Genomic DNA, 19,664 nt, shown 5'->3' on the forward strand with positions numbered 1-19,664 from the left:
GAACTCATCACACCGAATTAGTTGCGGAGTGAGAACCTTACGATTGCGTAAGGAAAAGGCAACTAATCTATAAACCTCAAAAATCACTTTTAATTAGCTCCCCGACGGTGACACGGAATTGCCGAATCTAGCGGCATGGCAGCTAAGGCAATAGAAGTTCAAAAAGAGAAATGTCAACAAGGTTTCGAGGCTGGTTTCCTGATAGCAACTTTCCCTTTACCCTAATGTATGAGTTGGGGGTCATATGAGATTCATCTGCCTTTACGTAGTCGTCAGGCCCAAGCATTACGCGAGATCGAATTACCTCGTCATCGCGATAGATGTTTAGTGTAACGGAGCCCGCTCGGCGACCGTCATTCCCAATGTCGCCGAGAAGGTCCTCAACGGTCGCCATAAAGGTCTCATCTTCATTCTGTTCTTCGATCGCCTTTAGCTCTCTACGTACTTCGTCAATTCGACCAAAGTAATCTTTTTGGATTTTTATTGTATTTAAAAGATTATTATTGACAGTTGAATAAGTGCTCGCCAATTTGAAATTCACGAAGAGGTCAAAGTCATCGTGCTCCTCCTGAAACTGTGTAATAGCTTTGCAAATGTTACTTGAAAGAACAGGGGTTGGGTCACGTTTTTGCTCATCAATTAGCGTGATCAAATTATCGCGCTGAATTGCTGTTACAAGCTTGGACAAACCTTCATGTATAGCCAACGTCGTTTGACGAACAAATGGAATTTGTTCGTCATATAATACGCCAGGAATCTCAACTGCACGGATTGGAGAAGACACTTTTATTACGAAACTACCTTTCTCTGTATGCCTGAATTTTGTCTTCTCAATTAACTGCTGTGCTTCTGATCGGTTGAGCCTTGGATGGTGAACTTGTGGCTTTAAAACTGTGCAAGCGCCTGAAAGTAAGGTTTCCCTTGCTCCGTTGAGGGCAGACACAGCATATGATAGAGGAATATAAGCTTCTTCATTTCGTAAATCAACTATGCGAAAACCTATTACATCCTCGTTCAATTCCGCCAAAGCGGACAACAAGAAATTAACAGGTTTACCTTGGATCTCGGACAGTTTTTGCAGAACGATGTCGACAGCATCGAAATAATCCGGTGCTTCGGAATTAACTGGAAAAACGAGTTGACGCTGTGCCAAACCCTGATTTTCCAGCACATACAGGCCTCTGTCCAACCCAGCAACGTTTTGAATCCATCCTAAATGTTTTGCAAAATCACGTAGGTCCGTTGGCCCAATTTTTTTTAGTTCATTGTGAGTCAAGCTATTGTTCATGGAGCCACATAGTCTAAAGTTTCACCTGCACTAATCTTACTGAATAAATCCATCACATTCACAGAATTAAACACCTGCACTTTCGGGACATACACTGTCTGTCCACTTTCGTTCGTACTTGCAGGAGCTCCCCTTAGGCTAACCCAATACGCGCATTTTTTCAATAATAATTCATTTTCGCTAATATTGAGCCAATCTGGATGACTAGGAGGCAAAAATAAAACAACTAGCAGGCGATGCACTGCAATTGAATTCTGTCGAAGGTCATCATACTGCTTTTTCCCGCTAACGAAGAATGAAAAATGGGTCAGAGTTTGTGCTGGTTCCACAGAAGTGGCCTTCAGTTGGATTTTTACATCCACCTCTTTTAAAATGCCTCCACTTGAGAACGGTCCCCAACTTGTCACCGTCGCATCGATTCCGTTCGCGTCTAGAGTACGCGGAGCCATCTGACAACCGGCCCTGGCATGTGACGCGACAGCGTGAAGATACGCGTAACTCAATTCACTTTGAATATCATTTAAAGTTAACGGATGCATTCTTTTTTGAGATTGTTAATTTGAATATACTAAAAGTAAAAGATTAGGAGATTATAGTAGCTCTCTTCGTTATACCCTGCGTGACATTCGTTCTTAGCAGCATCATTTGGGATTAACGGGGATCTCGTACAATACCGTGTGGTTGTAAATTCTTATGTCTAGTCCTTGGAAAATATTCTAACCATGCTTATTGACTACGCTCAACAGGGTATGGAAAGGGTTGCGAATTCACAATACACTTAGCCGCTTAAGAGATTGCAGATCACAAACCATCTCACTTTACCTGGTCTTCAATGCGCGGAGATAGAATCCTACTCCCCTCAATCCGCCACCGAATCAATAAAATACCTCCGCTCATGGAGCTAGGACCTCACATCTGAATTCGTGGCTTAGTTAATGTTAACCCTACTCTAATGAAACGAGTAATCATTATAGGTTCTTCCGCTGCTTTACCCTTTTATCGTTCCAGAAAGCGGAGGAAAAAGAAAAGAAGGCTCTAACAAACGCCGAAAAAATTGCTCGCGACGTGCAGATAGAGCTTGGGGCTTTCGATGAAGTGTATTCTGATAATGATTCACTCGCAATTATGTACTCCTATCGTGATGAAGCCAATAAAATGCAAAGGGTAAATGGCGTTATTGACAAGAACTTGAATATAGTAGGAGAAGAAGTGACTCCGAAGAACTTCCTCAATCCTTCCTATGATTATAAATGGCAAAATCCGACTGAAACGGTCACAATGACGGGTGCTACAACGGCTCCAGCTCCTATATAAGCATTTGGATTCTCACCTCGTAGGCTAACACCTACTCCAAATCCTCAAACCCAAAACTCACCGCCTCCCCTGCCTCCACTCCATTATTGTCGCACTTCCAAAAATACTTCGCCAGTATCCTATCCCCATTCAACTTCGATTCCTTCATCTTCTCCATACCGATTGCCTCATTCTTCAATTTCTTGCCATCGTCATCCTGTCTCACCAATATCACTCTTCCTCCGATAGGTTGAAACGCAGGCGACACGGCTGAATAAACACCCTGTAATACCCCTGCGCCATGTCGCTTTCCGATCCTGTAAACATGAAAACAGCATCGTCCGGTCCTCCGACGTCATCTGAACAAACATGACCCCTCCCTGCAGCGTGAGCTCTCCCCTAAATGTAACACCGACATCCTGAAGCTCAATCCACACCTTGCCGGCGCTTTCATAAATCTGTGCGGGTAATCGCAGCAGTGTGGGCTTGGAAAGATCCGCGCAAACATAGCCAAAGTAGCTGCCGATCATACTCAACGCCTGCACCTGTGGCGTGACAACCTTCAGACTCAATTCCAGCTCCCGGAAAGACTTATACTTGAGGAACTTTGCAATCGAATTGCCAATGGAAGTTTCTCACCGCCTCGAGGCAATCTGCACAGCCAATAAAAGCCCCTCCGAACTTGCCTCAATCCGCGACACCGCCTTCCAACGCGTCAACAATCACACTCCTTCCAGGTGCTTCGACCTTCCTCACCTTCGTAACAGTGGCCACTCCCGCAGCTAAATCGCCACAACGCCGCGCGTTCCCAGTGCACCACTACGGCACAACCACCTTCACTTTAAACAACATCGTTTGACCCCGATCATTATCGGAAATGAGATGAACCACATACGCATCTCCATCCCGCGACTCCACACACAATCCCTCGATTTTCTGATTGCTCAACTCCTGACCCGCACGCGAAAGATCAATCAAACCGTCCAGCGCCAACGTATTTAGCTTCATCTTCGATGACACATTCTTAATCCACCCCAAATAGCTATTTCCGATGCTCCCGTCATCAAACGCATTGCTGGTGTTCTCGCTCGAGAGTGTGAGCAGCAACACATCATTTGACGATACATACTGAAGCCCGGAAACGCCAATGAAATTCTTAATCGTAGATGGAATAGTAATCGGGCGCACGCTGATCGCAGCCGTTCGCTGATTTTTCCAGAACGCATTAGAAGAAATGATGAGATGATTATGGGGATTTGAATTGTTTCCTCTGTTTGCCAAAACAAAATCATCGCCGATCAAAGTCACACCTTCAATATTGATCTCGCTGATGCCGGAGGCTTTGATCCGGTTGATGAAATCTCCCGTATTGTGCGTGCTCCTGGATGCCGGGTCTCGCAGGGGAATGATAGCGACCTGTTCTCTTTTAGTGGTAGAGCTCGAGCCCAGAATCAAAAGGGTATCGCTGTTGAGTAAGGTAGACGCCTCGTAGTCCGACTTTTCATGCTTGGGTATTCTCTTGGATGAATTGTCGAACAGATGAATAGAGTCCCGTTGATTGTATTGAAGATCAAGTACCAAAATATGCGTAGCGTCGTCTCCAACAAGGTAAAGCTGTTCCGCAATGAAGTTCACTGACGAACCGGATGGAAAATCCGCGAGCAGCAATAGTCGCAATAGTTGAACGGTTGGGTTCATCGTACAATATTCAGGATCAAGGTCGTCAATAAAACTAATCCGTCACACACCGGATAGCAAATCCCATCTTCCGATTGTTTGGCTCGCCGTGCAGCTGTCCACCACAAATCCCGTCTCCGTTCCATAGGTTGTGCCCGCACTTTTGCTGGCATAGGCTCGCACAATTTCCCCATTCCCTCCTTTTCGTTCGTCTGCCAAAACCACGCATTCATCGTTGTGAAAAATCCCATTGCCTTTACTAAAAAATCAGCGCCTCCTAATACCCCACCTTCACTCAAAAAACACTATGAAAACACCTTTCAAAATTATCGTTGCACTCGCAGCCATGCTCGCTGCTAGTGCCTGCGAACCCGACGGCTCGGGACCAAATGGAGAATCACCCGGAGAGCTCGCGCTTAAAAAACTTCACTACCAGGCCATCATCAAATCTTATCGACCTGACATTGTTCTCAAGTGGGATGAGGCCCTGGGCACAGCGGTCGACAATAAAATGGGTCAATCTGCCCAGGCAAGACTTTATGCTATGGTCACCGTCGCGATCCACGATGCCTTAAACAATATCATTCCCCAATATGAAACGTACGCGCTGGCCTTCACGCACGCGCAGGCAAATGAAATTTCTAAGAGCAACATATCCCAAATTGCCGATGCGGCCGTTTCCCAATCTGCACATGATGTATTGGTAGCATTGTTCCCTGCGTCAACGACGAACGCCGACAACCTTCTGGCTACCTGCCTTTCTGCGATTGAAGATTCACAGTTGAAGGAAAAAGGCATTGCCCTCGGAAAAGAAGCTGCTTCCGCTGTGTTGCTAAAGCGAAAGAATGATCCGCTGTTCGGATTCGTCACCTGGTCGCACGGAACAGAGCCTGGCATGCATCAGGCAAACTACTCGCCGTATTCGGTTGCCAGACCTCCCGTCTGGCCCGCGAATGCCACGCACATTCCACTGTCGGGTTTTGCCCCTTTCTCAATTGCATCCGACGATCAGTTCAGACCAAACGCACCTTACGTTATCAATTCGTCGCAGTATACAAACGACTACAACGAAGTGAAAAAATTGGGTTGTACTGTTTGTCCGGACAGAACACCGGAGCAAACTGAGATCGGTGCCTTCTGGAAAGAGAATCCTTCCGGACTCATGAACAGACTTGCACGTGCCCTATCCATTGACAAAAAGTTGAATGGCTGGGAGGCAGCAAGGTTGCAGGCACTGATCCACATAGCGCAGTTTGATGCAAACCTTACTTCGTTTGAGGCTAAATATTTTTACAAATACTGGCTACCGGTAACAGCCATACGGGCAGGCAACTCCGACGGAAATGATAGCACAGCAGGAGACGCAACATGGACTCCGAAGTTTGATCCACCGCCAACACCCGATCATGTATCCACGCCTGCCGCGGCCCTGGGTTCAAGCGGTGAAATTTTGAAACGTTTCTTCGGAAAAGACAACATACCGTTTACCCTTACAAATCCATTCGATACTCCGGGGTTGGTGAGAAGTTATACGAGCTTCTCAGTGGCGATGCACGAAGCTGCCTTGTCAAGGATTTACATCGGCTCTCATTTTCGAAACTCATGCGTGGAAGGAGAGAAACAAGGGAAGAAGGTTGCGAGATACGTTTTTGAAAAGAGCCTGAGAGAAAGATTGCTCCCATTCTAATGCAGACATAACGATTGTGCATACTTAACGATTGTCATCATCTAATCCGGCCGGCAAGTCTGGCCGGATTTTTTTCCTGGCCCTTGTAATGAATGAGAGTGCGTACGTTTTCCGTTGGTCGACCTTCAATCGTCTTTCGTCGACGCTCACCAGCTCTTTGTAAGGCGCACGTAAAGTGAGGCATATTCAAACCTACATTAATAGTGCATCAGGAAGTTGTCGTCACACAGCATCTGTGATTCAGGTAACAGGTCGCCGGAGGAGCGATAGAAAATATTGTATGCCCCGACGGGTTCAGGCAAGCGCTGCGTGTTTTCGACCAAACGTCTTAACACAATTGAACTCAAAGTTTAGTAAATTAACTAGCCCCGGATGTGAGAGAGTAGAAGTACACGTTAGCTCAATTTGATACCTCTGCCTATGAAACCGCTTAGCTTTTTATTTGTTTTGATTTCGCTTGAAATATGTCATGGCGAAACCGGTTTAAAGGGCCGCGTCCTGGATGAACAGGGGCTTCCCCTTCCCTATGCAAGCGTGCTCGTAAAACCGTTGAACAAAGGAACAAGCACCAACCTCGACGGCTATTTTTTTGTTAAACTGGAGAATGGATCATATACCGTTCATATTTCCTCAATCGGATATCAAACTTTAACCCTCAACTTTTCCATCGGACCTGAGTTGACTGACATGGGTGAAATTCATTTGATTTCTGCTCCCCGGATTATGGATGAGTTCGTTGTGTCGGGTTCAAGAATACCAGAAAAAATAACGGAAGCGCCCGCTGCAATTGACTTGATTGATGGCCGTCAGTTTGAAAAGTTTACTGGCAGCCCGGACGAATTGTTCGCCTTACAAAAGGGAGTGGACTTTACCAGAATAGGCAACTTCATGGCGAGCATGAATGTCAGGGGTTTCAATAACGCATTTAATCAGAAGATGCTTTTGTTGGATGACAACCGGATAGCAAATGTTCGCATCCGCACTCCGGTAGGCCCCATGAGTCCCTATGTCAAAGAAGATATCGAACGCGTCGAACTGGTACTGGGTCCGTCCTCAGCACTCTATGGTCCCAATTGTTTGAATGGCCTGTTCAATACCATTTCCAAATCTCCATTTGATCGTCCCGGAACCGATGTTGTTGTTGGCGCGGGATCAAATGAATTATTGAACGTGAGGCTGAGACACGCCCGGAAGTTGAGCAGCAAGTGGGCATACAAAGTTACGTTCGAGTATCTCTCCGGCGTCGAAGAAGAGGACTACACAGATTCTGTTTACATTCTAACAGGCACACCACCCACAGTATTACGGGGCTACCCCGAAGTAGGACTGGACAGAGATCTCTTGTTCCTCAAAGGACTTGCAGGCGTGTATTATAAACCAACAGAGAAGAGCGAATTGGGTATCAACTACACGTTCACAAGAAACAATAGTATCAGCGTTGGAAACAGGAACAACCTGGTCGATTGGTACAACGCAAGCCTTCAGGCTACGTATAAATCTCCCCACTGGTTCGTGCAATTCTATAAGACCTGGATTAACCTGGGCACTTCCACTAACACAGTGATACGAACAACTAACTATTATCAGTTGCTTAAGAGTCAGACGCCAGACGAAGCATTCAACAATTCACTGAACGCTCCATATGCTGCCACTTTCGAAGACGACACATACCGGTTGAATGGCGAAATTCAGTACAACAATAACTGGGGCAACTGGAGTGTTACCGCCGGAAGCCAGTATCAAAGAGAAGTGGCAGCATCAGCTAACACGCTGTACATTGGCGAACCAGTTCGATCCAATATGTTAGGCGTGTACGGGCAGGTGATGTATACGATCGCAGAAACAGGACTTAAACTACTGGCGACAGCAAGAGGTGATGATCATAGCCTGTTTGGTTTCAATTTCGTACCCAAAGCCGGCATCACCTATACCCGAAACGAAAGTACCTGGCGTTTAACGTATGGAGAAGGTTCCGCTAATCCGACTTTGATCAACAGCTATATTAAGTTACCGGTAGCAACCGGCACTACGCTCGGTAACAGTGAAGGATTTACAAGGTCCGACGGTTCAAAAGTAGCTCCCATCAAACCTGAAACGCTTCAAACGCTTGAAGTCGGGTATAAAAACATTTTCTACAAGCGAAAACTTTTCGTGGATATCGACGCTTATTATAACTGGGCATCGAACCTGATTAGTCCGGTCGTCAGCATTACAACTATCGGAGGCCCGGCGATCACACACAGGGGCGATCAGCCAATCGAAGATTTCGTTCCACCGAAAACGCCCATTTCCAGCTACATCAATTATGGACGCGCAAACACGTACGGACTTGATATCGGGTTAAACTATTATTTGACCGACCACTATAGCCTCACGTTAAACTACTCCTTCTTTGAATACATCATCGATCGATCGGACGCAAACAACGATGCGAATAAGGATGGCATAGTGAACAGCCAGGATATAGCACCCAATACACCGGAGAACAAGATTAGCGCTGCTTTCAATGTAAAGCACAATAAGTTCTATGGAAGTCTCTTCGCACGCTGGATTCAGAAATACGACTTCTTCTCAGGACGTAGCGTAGCTGCGTCAACCAATCCTGAGGAAACTTACTTCTTGTCACCGGTAGTGGAAGGGCAACGCGTAGGTAGGTCCTGGAACTATGGACCGCTGGGTGGTTTTTACCTTAGCTTTAATGGGAATTATCAAATTACCCGCAGGCTGAACTTTGGGTTGTATGTCAATAATATTCTGGGCCAGGGCAACTACGAGTTTGTCGCCGCTCCCGCGACCGAAACCACTTTCGGTGCAGAGATCAAAGTGTCTTTCTGATTTTGACAGCCACCCTCATTCCTCAAGCGAAAATTAGCCTGATGGGTCCGACATCAATCCAAAATATTATCTTTCCTCAACGCCGCCGGGCAGGTGGAGATCATCCGGCACCAGTTTCCTGAATTCCGCCGTATAACTTTTTCCAATAGGCAATTCGATCTTACCGATTTCAACATCCTTCTTCGTGAAAGCCGTTATTTTTTTGGCTGATACGATGAAGGAACGATGAATGCGAAAGAACAAATTTCGCGGCAACATGTTTTCCACATGATTAAGGGTCTGCTTGATACGAAGCTCCGGTTCATGATCGCGATGGATTACCACATAATCCTTAAAGCTCTCGGCGTATTGTATCTCATCAAGGAAAACCTTCACCATTTTTCGATCAGATCGAAAATAAACAAATCCGGAGGTGGAATTTTCCTGAGCGACTTCCAGGTTGGCACTTGTAATATGACTGAATTTATTTACTGCTTTTAAAAAGCGTTCAAATGAAATAGGCTTCAACAAATAATCAATAGCATCCAGATCAAATGCTTCAATGGCAAAATCTTTATAGGCTGTGGTAAATATGGATTTGGGTCTGTGTGAAAGTGTCCTTACAAAGTCAGTTCCGATCAGTTTTGGCATGTGGATATCCAGGAACATTAAATCCACTTTTTGACTGCTCAAAACGTCCATGGCCTCGAAAGCATTCTTGCATGTCCTGACGACCTCGAGTTGCGATACAGCACGAATATAATTTTCAAGAATCTTAACGGCCGGCGGCTCATCGTCAACAATTATACATTTGCACCGCATAGTGGGTTATTTTATCATAATCGTATAGCCCAGCTTAAGTTAATCGCATATCCGTTGCGTTACTCAATCGCGCCGTTCGTACTTTACTCAATCGCACCGCTCATGCTTTACTTAGGCGAATAGCTCGTGGCTACTTAATCGCATAGTTGATGGCGTTACTTAATTCAGGCTTTGGCTCCTCCTGTACTTTCAGTTCGTCGAGCGGTAAAACAAGATTTACCACAAATACTTCTTCCATCCTCACCGTCTCGAACTGATACTTGTCTTTATACAGCAACTCGAGTCGCTGCTTCACATTGCCCAGCCCGATGCCTGCATGTTTCAAATTATCCGCCCCAACAGTGGGATCAATGCTGTTAAGTAGTTTGAAAGTCATCAGCCCATTCTCCACACATAAATTAAAACTGATCCAGCATTGATCGATTTGCTTACTAGTCCCATGCTTAAAAGCATTTTCCAGGAAAGGCAGTAACAATAGCGGAGCAATCTGGTATCGTTCGATGTCGCCGGTAACGGTGATCGACATTTCGAGCCTGTCGCCATATCGCAATTGCTCGAGGGATATGTAATCTTTCAATAATTCGATCTCCTTCGATAAAGGTATATTAGAAGCATTGCTTTCATAAATCATAAAGCGAAGCAGGGCCGACAATTTCAGAACAATCTCCGGCGACTTTGGCGAAAACTCCAGGGTATGAGAATACAGATTGTTAAGCGTATTGAACAAAAAGTGCGGATGAAGTTGCGCCTTCAATAACTTTAACTCTGCAATAGTCCTTTGTTGTTCCGCTTCCCGGGTGCGCTTACGTTGCAGATACCAATACTTGAGCAGTTTAACTGACGCTGCAATTCCCCCAACATGAATAAAGGGCAGAACATTTCTCCCTCCCGAAATAGACACTCCCGCATATCTGGCTTGCGCACTGATCGAAATCTGCGTTAGCGAAGCATACGTAGCACAAACCAGCACGAGTCCTACGAAGCCGAAGAAGAAATGCCAGAGTTTGTTTTGCAACAGATATTTTGGAACAAGAAAATAGAGTAAGGTATAGGCCATGATCATATGACCTGGTAAAAAAAGCAACGCATTAATAAAGGCCACCTTTGGACCCCTTGTTGTAAAACCAAATCCCCAGGCAAAATAGAAAACGATCACCGCCCAGAACAGAACGTGCAATCCAATTCTCGGCGCAGGCCTCGACCAGTTAAATTCCTTTAGTACCATAAAAGTAAAAGCTCCTTGGAGTGCTACTTGAATATCGCGAAAATACTGGTGGATTACGAACAGGCCGACGACATTATTAGCAGCAAATTGCATTCAGATCCTGGAGGGATCATCGCTGTAGAAAGAAATGTATTTGATCCCGGAGGGATCCTCTGTCTGTAGCACCGATTGTCGATCGATATCGAGCAAAATGATCAGCTCGTCTCACACTTCATGCCGGGGACTAGGCCTGAAAAGACCGTCCCCGAACATGAATGTGAAAAGATCAGCCAACATTTTATCTCTTCAATGAGGGCTTTCACGTTTGCCCAACACGAATATTACCTTCTATATAATGGTACAACGGACTCGCTATGTCATCAATAATATTTCCTGCAGCATCGTTCCCGCATTTTGCAAACCATGTATCTACAATATTGGATTGCTGCTCTAAGTTAAAATCGCCAAACGGCTTATGAGTATCTGCGCCAAAATTGTATGGGTCTCCGCCACCTGCCTCACAGATTTTGCTCGCTAATGCGCTCGCCATCAGAGAAACATCCCAATTAGTATTTTCAATTTGCCAGGCATGAGTAAGCTCATGAATGAATACTTGTCCCTTTTCTATTATATCTCCGCTTTGAGTAACCCAACCAACATGGTAATTGATTGGGTCTCGAAAGCCGTCCTCACCCATATTGACTGTAATTTTCCCGTCAAACCTTGGCATAGTAAATGGCCTGTTATTTCCCCCGATGGTGTCTGTCAGCACTATCTTGCTCTTGGAAGGTAGTGTTCCCTTAAACACATTTGAATTAGCAAAGTTGTATTCATAATCGGTCAACTCCCTTTCATGTTCTCCCAAGGCGACTATTCCTTCTGCCGCTATCGCATACAACGTACCCCACGGACCTGCAAACCATAAAATACTTCCAATTACTCTGGCACCTCCTACAAATCCCGCCCCCGTAGCAACTGATCCAAGTTCAACACCTACAAAAATTATTAAGCCGGTTATTGGGTTAACCAAAACTGCTCCTCCAATCCATCGTATCGCAAAGTTTGCAATGTCTTCAAGTGTTCCGGAGATACTGCCCTCGTTAGCATGGTAAACATCCATCTTAATGTTCTTAATCAAAGCGTCAAAGGTAGCGGCGACGTTTGGGTTGAACGAGGTCTCATCCCAGTCAAAATCACGCCTGGCAGAATCTCCAAATGGATTTAGTTCAGATTCTGTTCCTTCTACACTTCCTGACTTCTGCATTACTAAAACTATAGGACTATCGCCGTGTACTATTGTTCTGATATTAAAATCATAATCCTCAAAGCCACTATCATGTACGTGTCCTTTAAAACGAACATTACCGTCTCGGTTAATGGACACTTCAACCCACCCACCAAATGCATCAATACCACCGGTTACAATATTTTGACGTAATACTACTTTTGAATTCTCATACCAATAGGCATCTTGAATACTGCTGTTTCGTCCAATAAACCAAAGTTCCATGCTGTTGGCAATTCTTGAAACAGATGATATGGCACCATCGACAGATGCACTTCCGGGAGGTGCCAGTTCATATCTTTGCCAGTTACCGCCTTCATACCAGAAAGCATCTTGCACAGAGCCGTTAGGTCCTATCCAAAACACTTCCATGCTGCTGGGTATTCTGGATACAACGGAAATGCTGCCGTTCGTTGATGCACTGCCACCAGGTGCCAATTCAAATCTTTGCCAGTTGCCCCCTTCATACCAAAAAGCATCCTGCACAGATCCGTTATGACCTATCCAAAATACTTCCATGCTGTTTGGTATTCTGGATACAACGGAAATGCTACCGCTGGTAGATGCACTGCCACCAGGTGCCAGTTCAAATCTTTGCCAGTTGCTGCCTTCATACCAAAAAGCATCTTGCACAGACCCGTTTGGACCTATCCAAAATACTTCCATACTGTTGGGTACTCTGGATACAACGGAAATGCTGCCGTTGGTTGATGCACTTCCGGCAGGTGCCAATTCAAATCTTTGCCAGTTGCTTCCTTCATACCAGAAAGCATCTTGCACAGAGCCGTTTTGCCCTATCCAGAATACTTCCATGCTGTTGGGTACTCTGGATACAACGGAAATGCTGCCATTGGTTGATGCACTGCCTGCCGGAGCTAATTCAAACCTTTGCCAGTTGCCTCCTTCATACCAAAAAGCATCTTGCACGGAGCCGTTTTGCCCTATCCAAAATACTTCCATGCTGTTTGGTATTCTGGATACAACGGAAATGCTGCCATTGGTTGATGCACTGCCTGCCGGAGCTAATTCATAATTAGCCCAGTTACCACCTTCATACCAATAAGCTCCATGAACTGAACCATTCTTGTTTATCCAAAATACTTCCATACTATTTTGGATCCGCGACACACAAGCTACACAACCATTGGTTGATACTAAGTCTGAAAACAACTGAAATTGATTGAATGCTGACATATTCTTAAAGTCTAAATGAATGTTCTATGAAATAGGGGATGCTACAATAGGGAAGTTGCCTTCCGCAGACTACTTCTTCAGTAGTTCGCCCAAACGTTGCTTGAATTCGGCCGCACGAATTTCTTTATGTTGATACCTCGCGTATAATGCTTGGATCTGGAGACATTTCTCTTTCCATTTCTCTTCTTCCCATTTAGCGAAGCCAACATCTATTAGCTTCTCGCGGAGTGCATCAACAGTGTCGTCAAAGATTTTCTGCCCTTCTTTAATCAATAGATTCTTTATCGATACAACCTTTATAAGGATGATCATCACAACAAAACAAATTCCACCAGCAATAGAAGTGATGTACAAAGTCCTGATGGTACCATTCTCCTCTTGCGAGACAATGGTGCATTCTTTATAAGATTGCGTCATCTTATCCAGATTGGCCTGGATACTTTTAACATTTGAGTTTCCATTACCGGTTGCTTTAATAATATCCTGCGAGCATGCCAACAATTTTAAGTCGGCCGCGAAAAGTGCATTCTGTAAGAAGTCAAACCTGTTTATATAGTTTTGACTGCGACTCGCAATTTGATTTCGAATGTTCACAGTTTTGAGAAAGTCCTGCTCGTTACATTTGTTGTTCGACGCTATCTCACTCAAGGTTCGAGCGTCGGTTCGCGCCTGTACCGCAGGAGTTACTTGCCTTAACGCAGGTGACTGCCCCATGAAGAACACAACCAAAAAGCAAAGTATTACGCTATAAATGCGATCCGTCTTTTCGAAAGCGAAACTTTGATGTGCTTTGGTTTTCATTTCTACAGGGGGTAAACATCGGTAATCGGCTTACCGAACTATCCAGCATCGCGAACCACTGATCAAACTTATCACCACAAACTCGACAAGGAAATCCCCATCCATGGGTAAATTCTAATCGTTGTGAAAAAAGTACTTATAGAAAGTGCTTACCCGCTGTTTAGACATTAGGCATGTTGGGCCCTCTTACTTTTGAATTTTCTTCTTGTTATATTAGATAAATACCCACAAGTAGGGATGTTCCGTGATACCGTCGACGGGTAAATTTGACTTTAACAAACCCTCAATCACATGGAAAAAACTGCAGCAAAACCCAAACCCGCCGCCTTGAATGGTAATGGAGTCGAATCCAACGAAGATGACAACTACATCGTCTCCGTTGACTTAGACTACGATGGAAAGCCAGGTCAGAAAGTCCGTCACTTCCTTTATGGCTCACAGGTTTATGACACGATGTTTGGCGTCTATGGAATCTTTGAAGGAAAGAAAACGGATAGTGCCTTCGTCATCGAAAAAATAACACTGGAGTTGGTGAATTACAAAGGATTGATCAACGTCGGATTTACTGACGACCGTCTGACGTTTGGCAAAGCCCCAAAAAAGATTTCACCCCAGACATTCGAAGAGAACAGTCTCTATTTCTTTGTCCAGGGTACTAGTTTGACGACAACCAAACGCCTCGAGCTGGACAGTCCAATCAAAATCGCCAAGGGCCAACGGCTGCCTATTGCATTGAAGCGGATGCTCTGTCCGCTGCCAGAGAGTGTTGCACCTGCTGCAAGAGGAGAGGGTAAGAAAACCCCGCATGGTCAAATATTCGATTCTGAATTCTATTATCGCAACGGCGTGGACTTAGCGGAACAAGATCCTAGGCCAGGTCAATTCAATCCCAATAAGCCGGCTACAGAGGTCAGCGGTGGCGAGACGGACATGCCATCGCTTCGATGCCATCAAAGCAACATCAATCTCTTCTATTGATGCTTAAATGGACCACATTAATAATTTGTTTTTCATATAGAATAGTCTTCGCGTTCGATGAAGACAACCGAAGACTATTCTTTTCCTCTCTTAATAACCTCGACTTCAAAGCAGCAAATCACCATGCGTCGTTAGAAGCGGATAGCGCCGCCCGTTATGAAATGCACCGACTTGCCACACTGCTTTTTTATGAAGGTCGAACCGAAAAATTACTCCCTGACATTTCGACCCTTGATAGCAACGACAAAATGGTCGACGTTTTTAGGGCACTCAACAACGGCTACACAAGCCTCTTTTTTGATAAAGTAAAAGGCGCTTCTTTCAAAAGCTTTTATGATGCCTATCAACAGGCCAGGCAATTAAATTACCCATGGCTCATCAAGGCATGCCTCGCCGCACTGATGAAATATTATAATGTTGAAATCGCACAATACAGCGAAGCCCATTTGCCTTACCTCAAACATTATGAGTCACTTCAGGCGGATTCAACCGACCGTATCTGGGTGACTCTATATTATATGATCTTCTACACCAAGTCACTGGATAGTCTCAATGAAGACTATTTCGCGAAGGCAAGAATGTTAGACAAATTTGAACGTCGTCTTTCACCTGGAGATCCGCTATTAGCACCAATATATTATGAACAGGGGTTGAGGTTCGAAATTGAAAACAACCCCGAACGTGCTGCCGGTTACTATAAAAAAACACTTGACCCTGTATTCGACTATCCATTTCTAAAATACCAGCGATTCTTTGCCAGCCTCAAAATTATGAAGATGGAAACTCTTCGGGGAAATTTCCCGACGGCACGCATCTACTTACAAAAGGCACGCATGGAAGCAAACCGCGTAGACACGATGCGGTCTAATTATCATCTCAACCGTTATGCTGCAGTTTACTACCGGACACAGAATATGAATGATAGCGCATTCATTTCACTAAGCAAGGCATATGATGAGGACTTTCTTTTGGACTTTCGCAGAAACTCAATGGAGATTAATCGATTGACTGTCGAGTTGGAAACCCGCGAAAAGGAAAACGCTATTCTAAGACTGCGTGCCAGCCAGGCCTGGTTGACGCTTGCACTAACAAGCGTTGCTTTGCTTTTAATTGGAGCATATTTCGCATATGCCAACCAGGCCGCAAAGAACAAGATGCATGCATCTGAAAAGAAGATCCAGGCGATGAAGCTCGAAAAGTTGCTTAAAGATCATGAGCTTTTCGGCATAAACTCAATGATCGAAGGGCAGGAAAGAGAACGACAGCGCATTGCCAACGACTTGCACGATAACCTGGGAGGCCTGCTCGCTGCAATTAATTTGCAATTCGCAACGTTGAAGATGCGCATTGGTTCGCTGGGTGCTGATGAAAACATGTTGTATGAAAAAACAAATCAACTCATTCAGGAAGCTTATCAGCAAGTTCGCAGCATGGCTCATGCAAAGAACGCCGGTGTTAACGCACAGGAAGGCCTTCTTCCAGCGGTCAAATATTTTGCATCCAAAGTTTCGATCTTAAACAAATTGAGTATAGACGTTGAGGAACATGGCATGGAGGGACGATTGGAAAACTCATTCGAAATCACGATATTCAGAATCATTCAGGAATTAGTTACCAATGTCATTAAGCATGCGCACGCAACCGAGGTGACCATCCATTTGACACAATACGAAGACAAGTTGAATCTTATGGTAGAAGATAATGGTCTCGGGTTCGACGCTTCAGCGCAGAAGTCCAACGGAACAATGGGACTTTATTCCATTCAAAAGCGAATTGAAAATCTGGGAGGAACGGTCACCATCGACTCAATACTCCAAAGTGGAACAACTGTTATACTGGACATCCCATTAACATGATTCGCCTGGTCATCGCCGAAGACCACAATGCACTCATCGATGGAATAAAGTTATTCCTCGAGCATGAGAAGGATATTCAATTTGTTGGATACGCCAACAACGGACATGAGCTGTGCGACCTGGTTAGGCTTAAGCAACCCAACGTTGTCGTTACGGATATTCGCATGCCAGTCATGGACGGAATTACAGCAACACCTCTCCTTCTGAAGATCGATCCATCAATAAAGATCATCGCGTTCACTATGTTCGATCAGGACGACGCGGTGCAACAGATGTTGAATGCCGGCGCCAAAGGTTACATCCTGAAGAACTCCAACCTCACTGAGCTCATTGCCGCCGTGCGCGCAGTAAGCCGGGGCGAACAGTATTACGATTCCAATATTGTCATCCCGACCACCACAACATCGAAAGGCAAAGGGCTACTTTCAAGGAGGCAAATTGAAATATTAAAGTTGGTGGCACTAGGTAAAACCAATCAGGAAATTGCTGATCAGTTGTTCATCGGAAAGACTACGGTAGAAACTCACAGGAAAAACATGATCCGCATTCTCAATCTGAAAGGCGCGGGTGAATTGCTTCGATACGCGATCGAGAGCAAATACAAGTTCTGACATTAGTGATCAACAATTCTCACTCGACAAGAGAAAATACCTGCTAATGGGTATTACGGGAAGTTGTTTGTAGCAATAAATTCATATGCGTTTCCGAACAAACGCATAGCTTCGATCTCAATCCCCCATTAAACGCTATTAATATGATAAAGGCCCCCTCAATCCCGAAACAAAAATCAGCCTCACCCGAAAACAATTCGCATGCATTCGAACTCCGCCCACCCGGCGAGGCAGATCCTCTCGAAGAAAAACGTACTCACGTTTATGGCAAATGCGTTGTCTGCGACACCGAACCGAGAGGGCATCGAACACATCGTGACGCGTCGCCGGTAGAATTGGTGCTAAACCATTCAGAAGGGTTTATACCACTATGGGCTAAAGGCATGACACTCCATTGGCGCTTTCAGGATCGCTCGCTGATGCAATTGAGCAATCCCAACAAGGCTAAAGGAGAAATTCGTGAATTACTCAGTGAGGCGATTTTAGCCTGGGGACGTCCGACTCCAATCAATTTTAAAGAGGAGGACGACGTTTGGGATTTTGAGATTGTCGTACGAACGGTCAACGAGACCAGAAATGCAGGATCTCTGTTGGCGAGTTCGTTTTTTCCTGACAGTGGTCGTCATAAGTTTATCATTTACCCGGATTGGTTTGGATTGAGCCGCGAAGAGCAGGTCGACACCCTTATTCACGAACTCGGACATGTGTTCGGTCTTCGGCATTTCTTCGCCAACATTGAAGACGACCAGGCTGCCTTCTTTGGGACGCAACGAAAATTCACAATAATGACTTACGGTCCAAACAGCACCTTAACAAAGGCTGACAAAACTGATTTGCGTCGATTGTATGAGGAGGTATGGAACGGCACGCTGACGAGCATCAACGGTACGCCTATTCGCTTGATGAAGCCTTTCAATACGTTGGGTACTTAGGAATTCAGATCCAACCTATCAACATGAGCGGCAAATTTTCGAACGCAAACGCAGTTATATTAGGAGAAGAATCATAATTACATCCACAGGTACTTACGAATACGGCCGGCTCGAGACAGAATGGAGAAATCCGTACCAGAATCAGCTGGGCGTACAGAATACTTAAGGGATACCATCTCAACCGATGTTATGACAAAGAGAAAATTAACCTCTGCGTTGCCTTTGCTTTCTTGACACTAATATTATCCCAACTATCAGCGTAGGCAACCACAACATAAACGATACTTCTCCAAGGTCACTTATTACTGGATTGAGTCTTGGGCCATGGTAGCCATAAAGGGACCCACCAAAAAGAAGCATTACACTTCCAAGAATAATTAACCCGTTGCCTACTTTTCGATTCGTCCTCATTGAACCAAAATTTTGCTAAATGTGATGTTGCTTGACAGACCTGTCGCCTAGCTGGCTACTGTTTTGAATTAAACCCGAATGTCGTCAGCAGAACGCGCTTATCTCAATTCCTCCTCAATCTTCCTCTTCAACCGCATAGCCACTGCCAGCGATCCCTCATAACGGTAAAAACCCTCTTGCTGCTGAACGCTTACCAGAGCAAGCAGATTCTCCGTTTGAATATCCTTTGCAATGCCCTTGCTCACCAGCCTGCCTGCCCGGTTAAAATTCAGGTGAGGAGTAAAGAACGTCTTGAAGTAGGTCAGCTGTTCAGCATAGCGTGACTCAAATTTTAACAAAGACGAATAAAGACGATAATGCTCAACGGCAAGGTCCCGGATGCTATCCGTCCTCAGGATGCCGATGCCATCAGTCGTCGTTATGGTCACGTAGGTGTTATTGTGTCCCTCAAAAGTTTTAGGGCGAAGCATCGACAGCACGATATACCCTAGCGAATCGGAAATATCCTCATCCTTACTTAAGCGCATGAGTGAACGATTGATCATCTGACGATGACGGTTGAGGTCCTTCATATTGTCCTGATATTCCTGGATGTCCCTGTCGAGATCGATCATCATTCCCCGCAGATAGGACTCTTCGCGTGAAGCCCGGTCGCTGCTCTCTTTCCATCGATCCACCTGGAATGCGATGGTGATACCCAGAATAACAACGGCAACGTCAAGTAACTTATCAAGAACGGTGGCGCGGGCGATGATCTTCGACATAGGCTGGTGCTGTTTGATGAATGTACAAAAATGTAAGGAAATCGCTT

17 protein-coding genes are annotated in these 19,664 nt (G+C 45.1%); 7 read left to right on the forward strand and 10 right to left on the reverse strand.

Features of this window, described 5'->3' with window-relative positions:
* Nucleotides 1–142: 142 nt before the first annotated feature.
* Entirely contained in the window at nt 143–1,288 is a 1,146-nt protein-coding gene (locus WBG78_RS28790; RefSeq protein ID WP_337329996.1) for a hypothetical protein, read from the reverse strand.
* A complete protein-coding gene (locus tag WBG78_RS28795) occupies nt 1,285–1,827 on the reverse strand; it encodes a DUF4365 domain-containing protein (RefSeq protein ID WP_337329997.1) in 543 nt (180 codons plus the stop codon). Before WBG78_RS28795 ends, WBG78_RS28790 begins: the two co-directional genes overlap by 4 nt.
* A gap of 526 nt (nt 1,828–2,353) precedes the next feature.
* On the opposite strand from WBG78_RS28795, the gene WBG78_RS28800 reads away from it, so the two are divergent.
* Entirely contained in the window at nt 2,354–2,602 is a 249-nt protein-coding gene (locus WBG78_RS28800) for a hypothetical protein (protein ID WP_337329998.1), read from the forward strand.
* A 31-nt stretch (nt 2,603–2,633) separates the two neighbouring features.
* Here the strand turns inward: WBG78_RS28800 and WBG78_RS28805 are convergent, their stop codons facing one another.
* The 3 genes from WBG78_RS28805 to WBG78_RS28815 all read right to left on the reverse strand — a co-directional run bounded on the left by WBG78_RS28805 (nt 2,634) and on the right by WBG78_RS28815 (nt 4,279).
* A complete protein-coding gene (locus WBG78_RS28805) occupies nt 2,634–2,816 on the reverse strand; it encodes a hypothetical protein (protein WP_337329999.1) in 183 nt (60 codons plus the stop codon).
* On the reverse strand, nt 2,794–3,153 hold the full coding sequence (locus WBG78_RS28810) for a hypothetical protein (RefSeq protein WP_337330000.1): 360 nt from the start codon (nt 3,151–3,153) through the stop codon (nt 2,794–2,796). Before WBG78_RS28810 ends, WBG78_RS28805 begins: the two co-directional genes overlap by 23 nt.
* A gap of 247 nt (nt 3,154–3,400) precedes the next feature.
* The gene (locus tag WBG78_RS28815) at nt 3,401–4,279 is read right to left on the reverse strand and encodes a DUF6929 family protein (protein WP_337330001.1); all 879 of its coding nucleotides are present in this window, start codon (nt 4,277–4,279) and stop codon (nt 3,401–3,403) included.
* Between the two features lie 286 nt (nt 4,280–4,565).
* Between WBG78_RS28815 and WBG78_RS28820 the strand changes: the two genes are divergently transcribed.
* Both WBG78_RS28820 and WBG78_RS28825 read left to right on the forward strand, forming a co-directional pair.
* Nucleotides 4,566–5,945 carry a vanadium-dependent haloperoxidase gene (locus tag WBG78_RS28820; protein WP_337330002.1) on the forward strand — a complete coding sequence of 460 codons (1,380 nt, stop codon included), beginning with the start codon at nt 4,566–4,568 and terminating at the stop codon, nt 5,943–5,945.
* A 420-nt stretch (nt 5,946–6,365) separates the two neighbouring features.
* Nucleotides 6,366–8,780 (forward strand): TonB-dependent receptor, encoded by a 2,415-nt coding sequence (locus WBG78_RS28825; protein WP_337330003.1) that lies wholly within the window; start codon nt 6,366–6,368, stop codon nt 8,778–8,780.
* A 66-nt stretch (nt 8,781–8,846) separates the two neighbouring features.
* Here the strand turns inward: WBG78_RS28825 and WBG78_RS28830 are convergent, their stop codons facing one another.
* From WBG78_RS28830 to WBG78_RS28845, 4 genes are all read right to left on the reverse strand, one after another.
* Nucleotides 8,847–9,581, reverse strand: coding sequence for a LytR/AlgR family response regulator transcription factor (locus WBG78_RS28830; RefSeq protein ID WP_337330004.1), 735 nt, complete (start codon nt 9,579–9,581; stop codon nt 8,847–8,849).
* A gap of 130 nt (nt 9,582–9,711) precedes the next feature.
* Entirely contained in the window at nt 9,712–10,806 is a 1,095-nt protein-coding gene (locus WBG78_RS28835) for a sensor histidine kinase (RefSeq protein ID WP_337330005.1), read from the reverse strand.
* Between the two features lie 298 nt (nt 10,807–11,104).
* Nucleotides 11,105–13,264 (reverse strand): hypothetical protein, encoded by a 2,160-nt coding sequence (locus WBG78_RS28840; protein WP_337330006.1) that lies wholly within the window; start codon nt 13,262–13,264, stop codon nt 11,105–11,107.
* A gap of 69 nt (nt 13,265–13,333) precedes the next feature.
* The gene (locus tag WBG78_RS28845; RefSeq protein WP_337330007.1) at nt 13,334–14,065 is read right to left on the reverse strand and encodes a hypothetical protein; all 732 of its coding nucleotides are present in this window, start codon (nt 14,063–14,065) and stop codon (nt 13,334–13,336) included.
* Between the two features lie 291 nt (nt 14,066–14,356).
* Here WBG78_RS28845 and WBG78_RS28850 point away from each other — a divergent pair, with 291 nt between their 5' ends.
* The 4 genes from WBG78_RS28850 (at nt 14,357) to WBG78_RS28865 (ending at nt 18,442) form a co-directional block, all read left to right on the forward strand.
* Nucleotides 14,357–15,043, forward strand: coding sequence for a hypothetical protein (locus tag WBG78_RS28850; RefSeq protein ID WP_337330008.1), 687 nt, complete (start codon nt 14,357–14,359; stop codon nt 15,041–15,043).
* Entirely contained in the window at nt 15,043–16,899 is a 1,857-nt protein-coding gene (locus tag WBG78_RS28855; RefSeq protein ID WP_337330009.1) for a sensor histidine kinase, read from the forward strand. The genes WBG78_RS28850 and WBG78_RS28855 overlap by 1 nt, the downstream gene beginning before the upstream one ends.
* Nucleotides 16,896–17,510, forward strand: coding sequence for a response regulator transcription factor (locus WBG78_RS28860; RefSeq protein WP_337330010.1), 615 nt, complete (start codon nt 16,896–16,898; stop codon nt 17,508–17,510). Before WBG78_RS28855 ends, WBG78_RS28860 begins: the two co-directional genes overlap by 4 nt.
* Nucleotides 17,511–17,653: 143 nt before the next feature.
* A complete protein-coding gene (locus WBG78_RS28865; protein WP_337330011.1) occupies nt 17,654–18,442 on the forward strand; it encodes a matrixin family metalloprotease in 789 nt (262 codons plus the stop codon).
* A gap of 509 nt (nt 18,443–18,951) precedes the next feature.
* On the opposite strand, the gene WBG78_RS28870 is transcribed toward WBG78_RS28865, so the two are convergent.
* Complete coding sequence (locus tag WBG78_RS28870; protein ID WP_337330012.1) at nt 18,952–19,617, reverse strand: hypothetical protein; 666 nt, start codon at nt 19,615–19,617, stop codon at nt 18,952–18,954.
* Nucleotides 19,618–19,664: the final 47 nt, after the last annotated feature.

The organism is Chryseolinea sp. T2 (assembly GCF_037203685.1).
Classification (GTDB): domain Bacteria; phylum Bacteroidota; class Bacteroidia; order Cytophagales; family Cyclobacteriaceae; genus Chryseolinea.

Bases quoted from the DNA above. Each gene is read 5' to 3' on its own strand.
- WBG78_RS28795 (WP_337329997.1), bottom strand. From the start codon at position 1,827: ATGCATCCGTTAACTTTAAATGATATTCAAAGTGAATTGAGTTACGCG.
- WBG78_RS28845 (WP_337330007.1), bottom strand. From the start codon at position 14,065: ATGAAAACCAAAGCACATCAAAGTTTCGCTTTCGAAAAGACGGATCGC.
- WBG78_RS28840 (WP_337330006.1), bottom strand. From the start codon at position 13,264: ATGTCAGCATTCAATCAATTTCAGTTGTTTTCAGACTTAGTATCAACC.
- WBG78_RS28825 (WP_337330003.1), top strand. From the start codon at position 6,366: ATGAAACCGCTTAGCTTTTTATTTGTTTTGATTTCGCTTGAAATATGT.
- WBG78_RS28790 (WP_337329996.1), bottom strand. From the start codon at position 1,288: ATGAACAATAGCTTGACTCACAATGAACTAAAAAAAATTGGGCCAACG.
- WBG78_RS28835 (WP_337330005.1), bottom strand. From the start codon at position 10,806: ATGGTACTAAAGGAATTTAACTGGTCGAGGCCTGCGCCGAGAATTGGA.
- WBG78_RS28855 (WP_337330009.1), top strand. From the start codon at position 15,043: ATGCTTAAATGGACCACATTAATAATTTGTTTTTCATATAGAATAGTC.
- WBG78_RS28820 (WP_337330002.1), top strand. From the start codon at position 4,566: ATGAAAACACCTTTCAAAATTATCGTTGCACTCGCAGCCATGCTCGCT.
- WBG78_RS28830 (WP_337330004.1), bottom strand. From the start codon at position 9,581: ATGCGGTGCAAATGTATAATTGTTGACGATGAGCCGCCGGCCGTTAAG.
- WBG78_RS28870 (WP_337330012.1), bottom strand. From the start codon at position 19,617: ATGTCGAAGATCATCGCCCGCGCCACCGTTCTTGATAAGTTACTTGAC.
- WBG78_RS28865 (WP_337330011.1), top strand. From the start codon at position 17,654: ATGATAAAGGCCCCCTCAATCCCGAAACAAAAATCAGCCTCACCCGAA.
- WBG78_RS28815 (WP_337330001.1), bottom strand. From the start codon at position 4,279: ATGAACCCAACCGTTCAACTATTGCGACTATTGCTGCTCGCGGATTTT.
- WBG78_RS28860 (WP_337330010.1), top strand. From the start codon at position 16,896: ATGATTCGCCTGGTCATCGCCGAAGACCACAATGCACTCATCGATGGA.
- WBG78_RS28850 (WP_337330008.1), top strand. From the start codon at position 14,357: ATGGAAAAAACTGCAGCAAAACCCAAACCCGCCGCCTTGAATGGTAAT.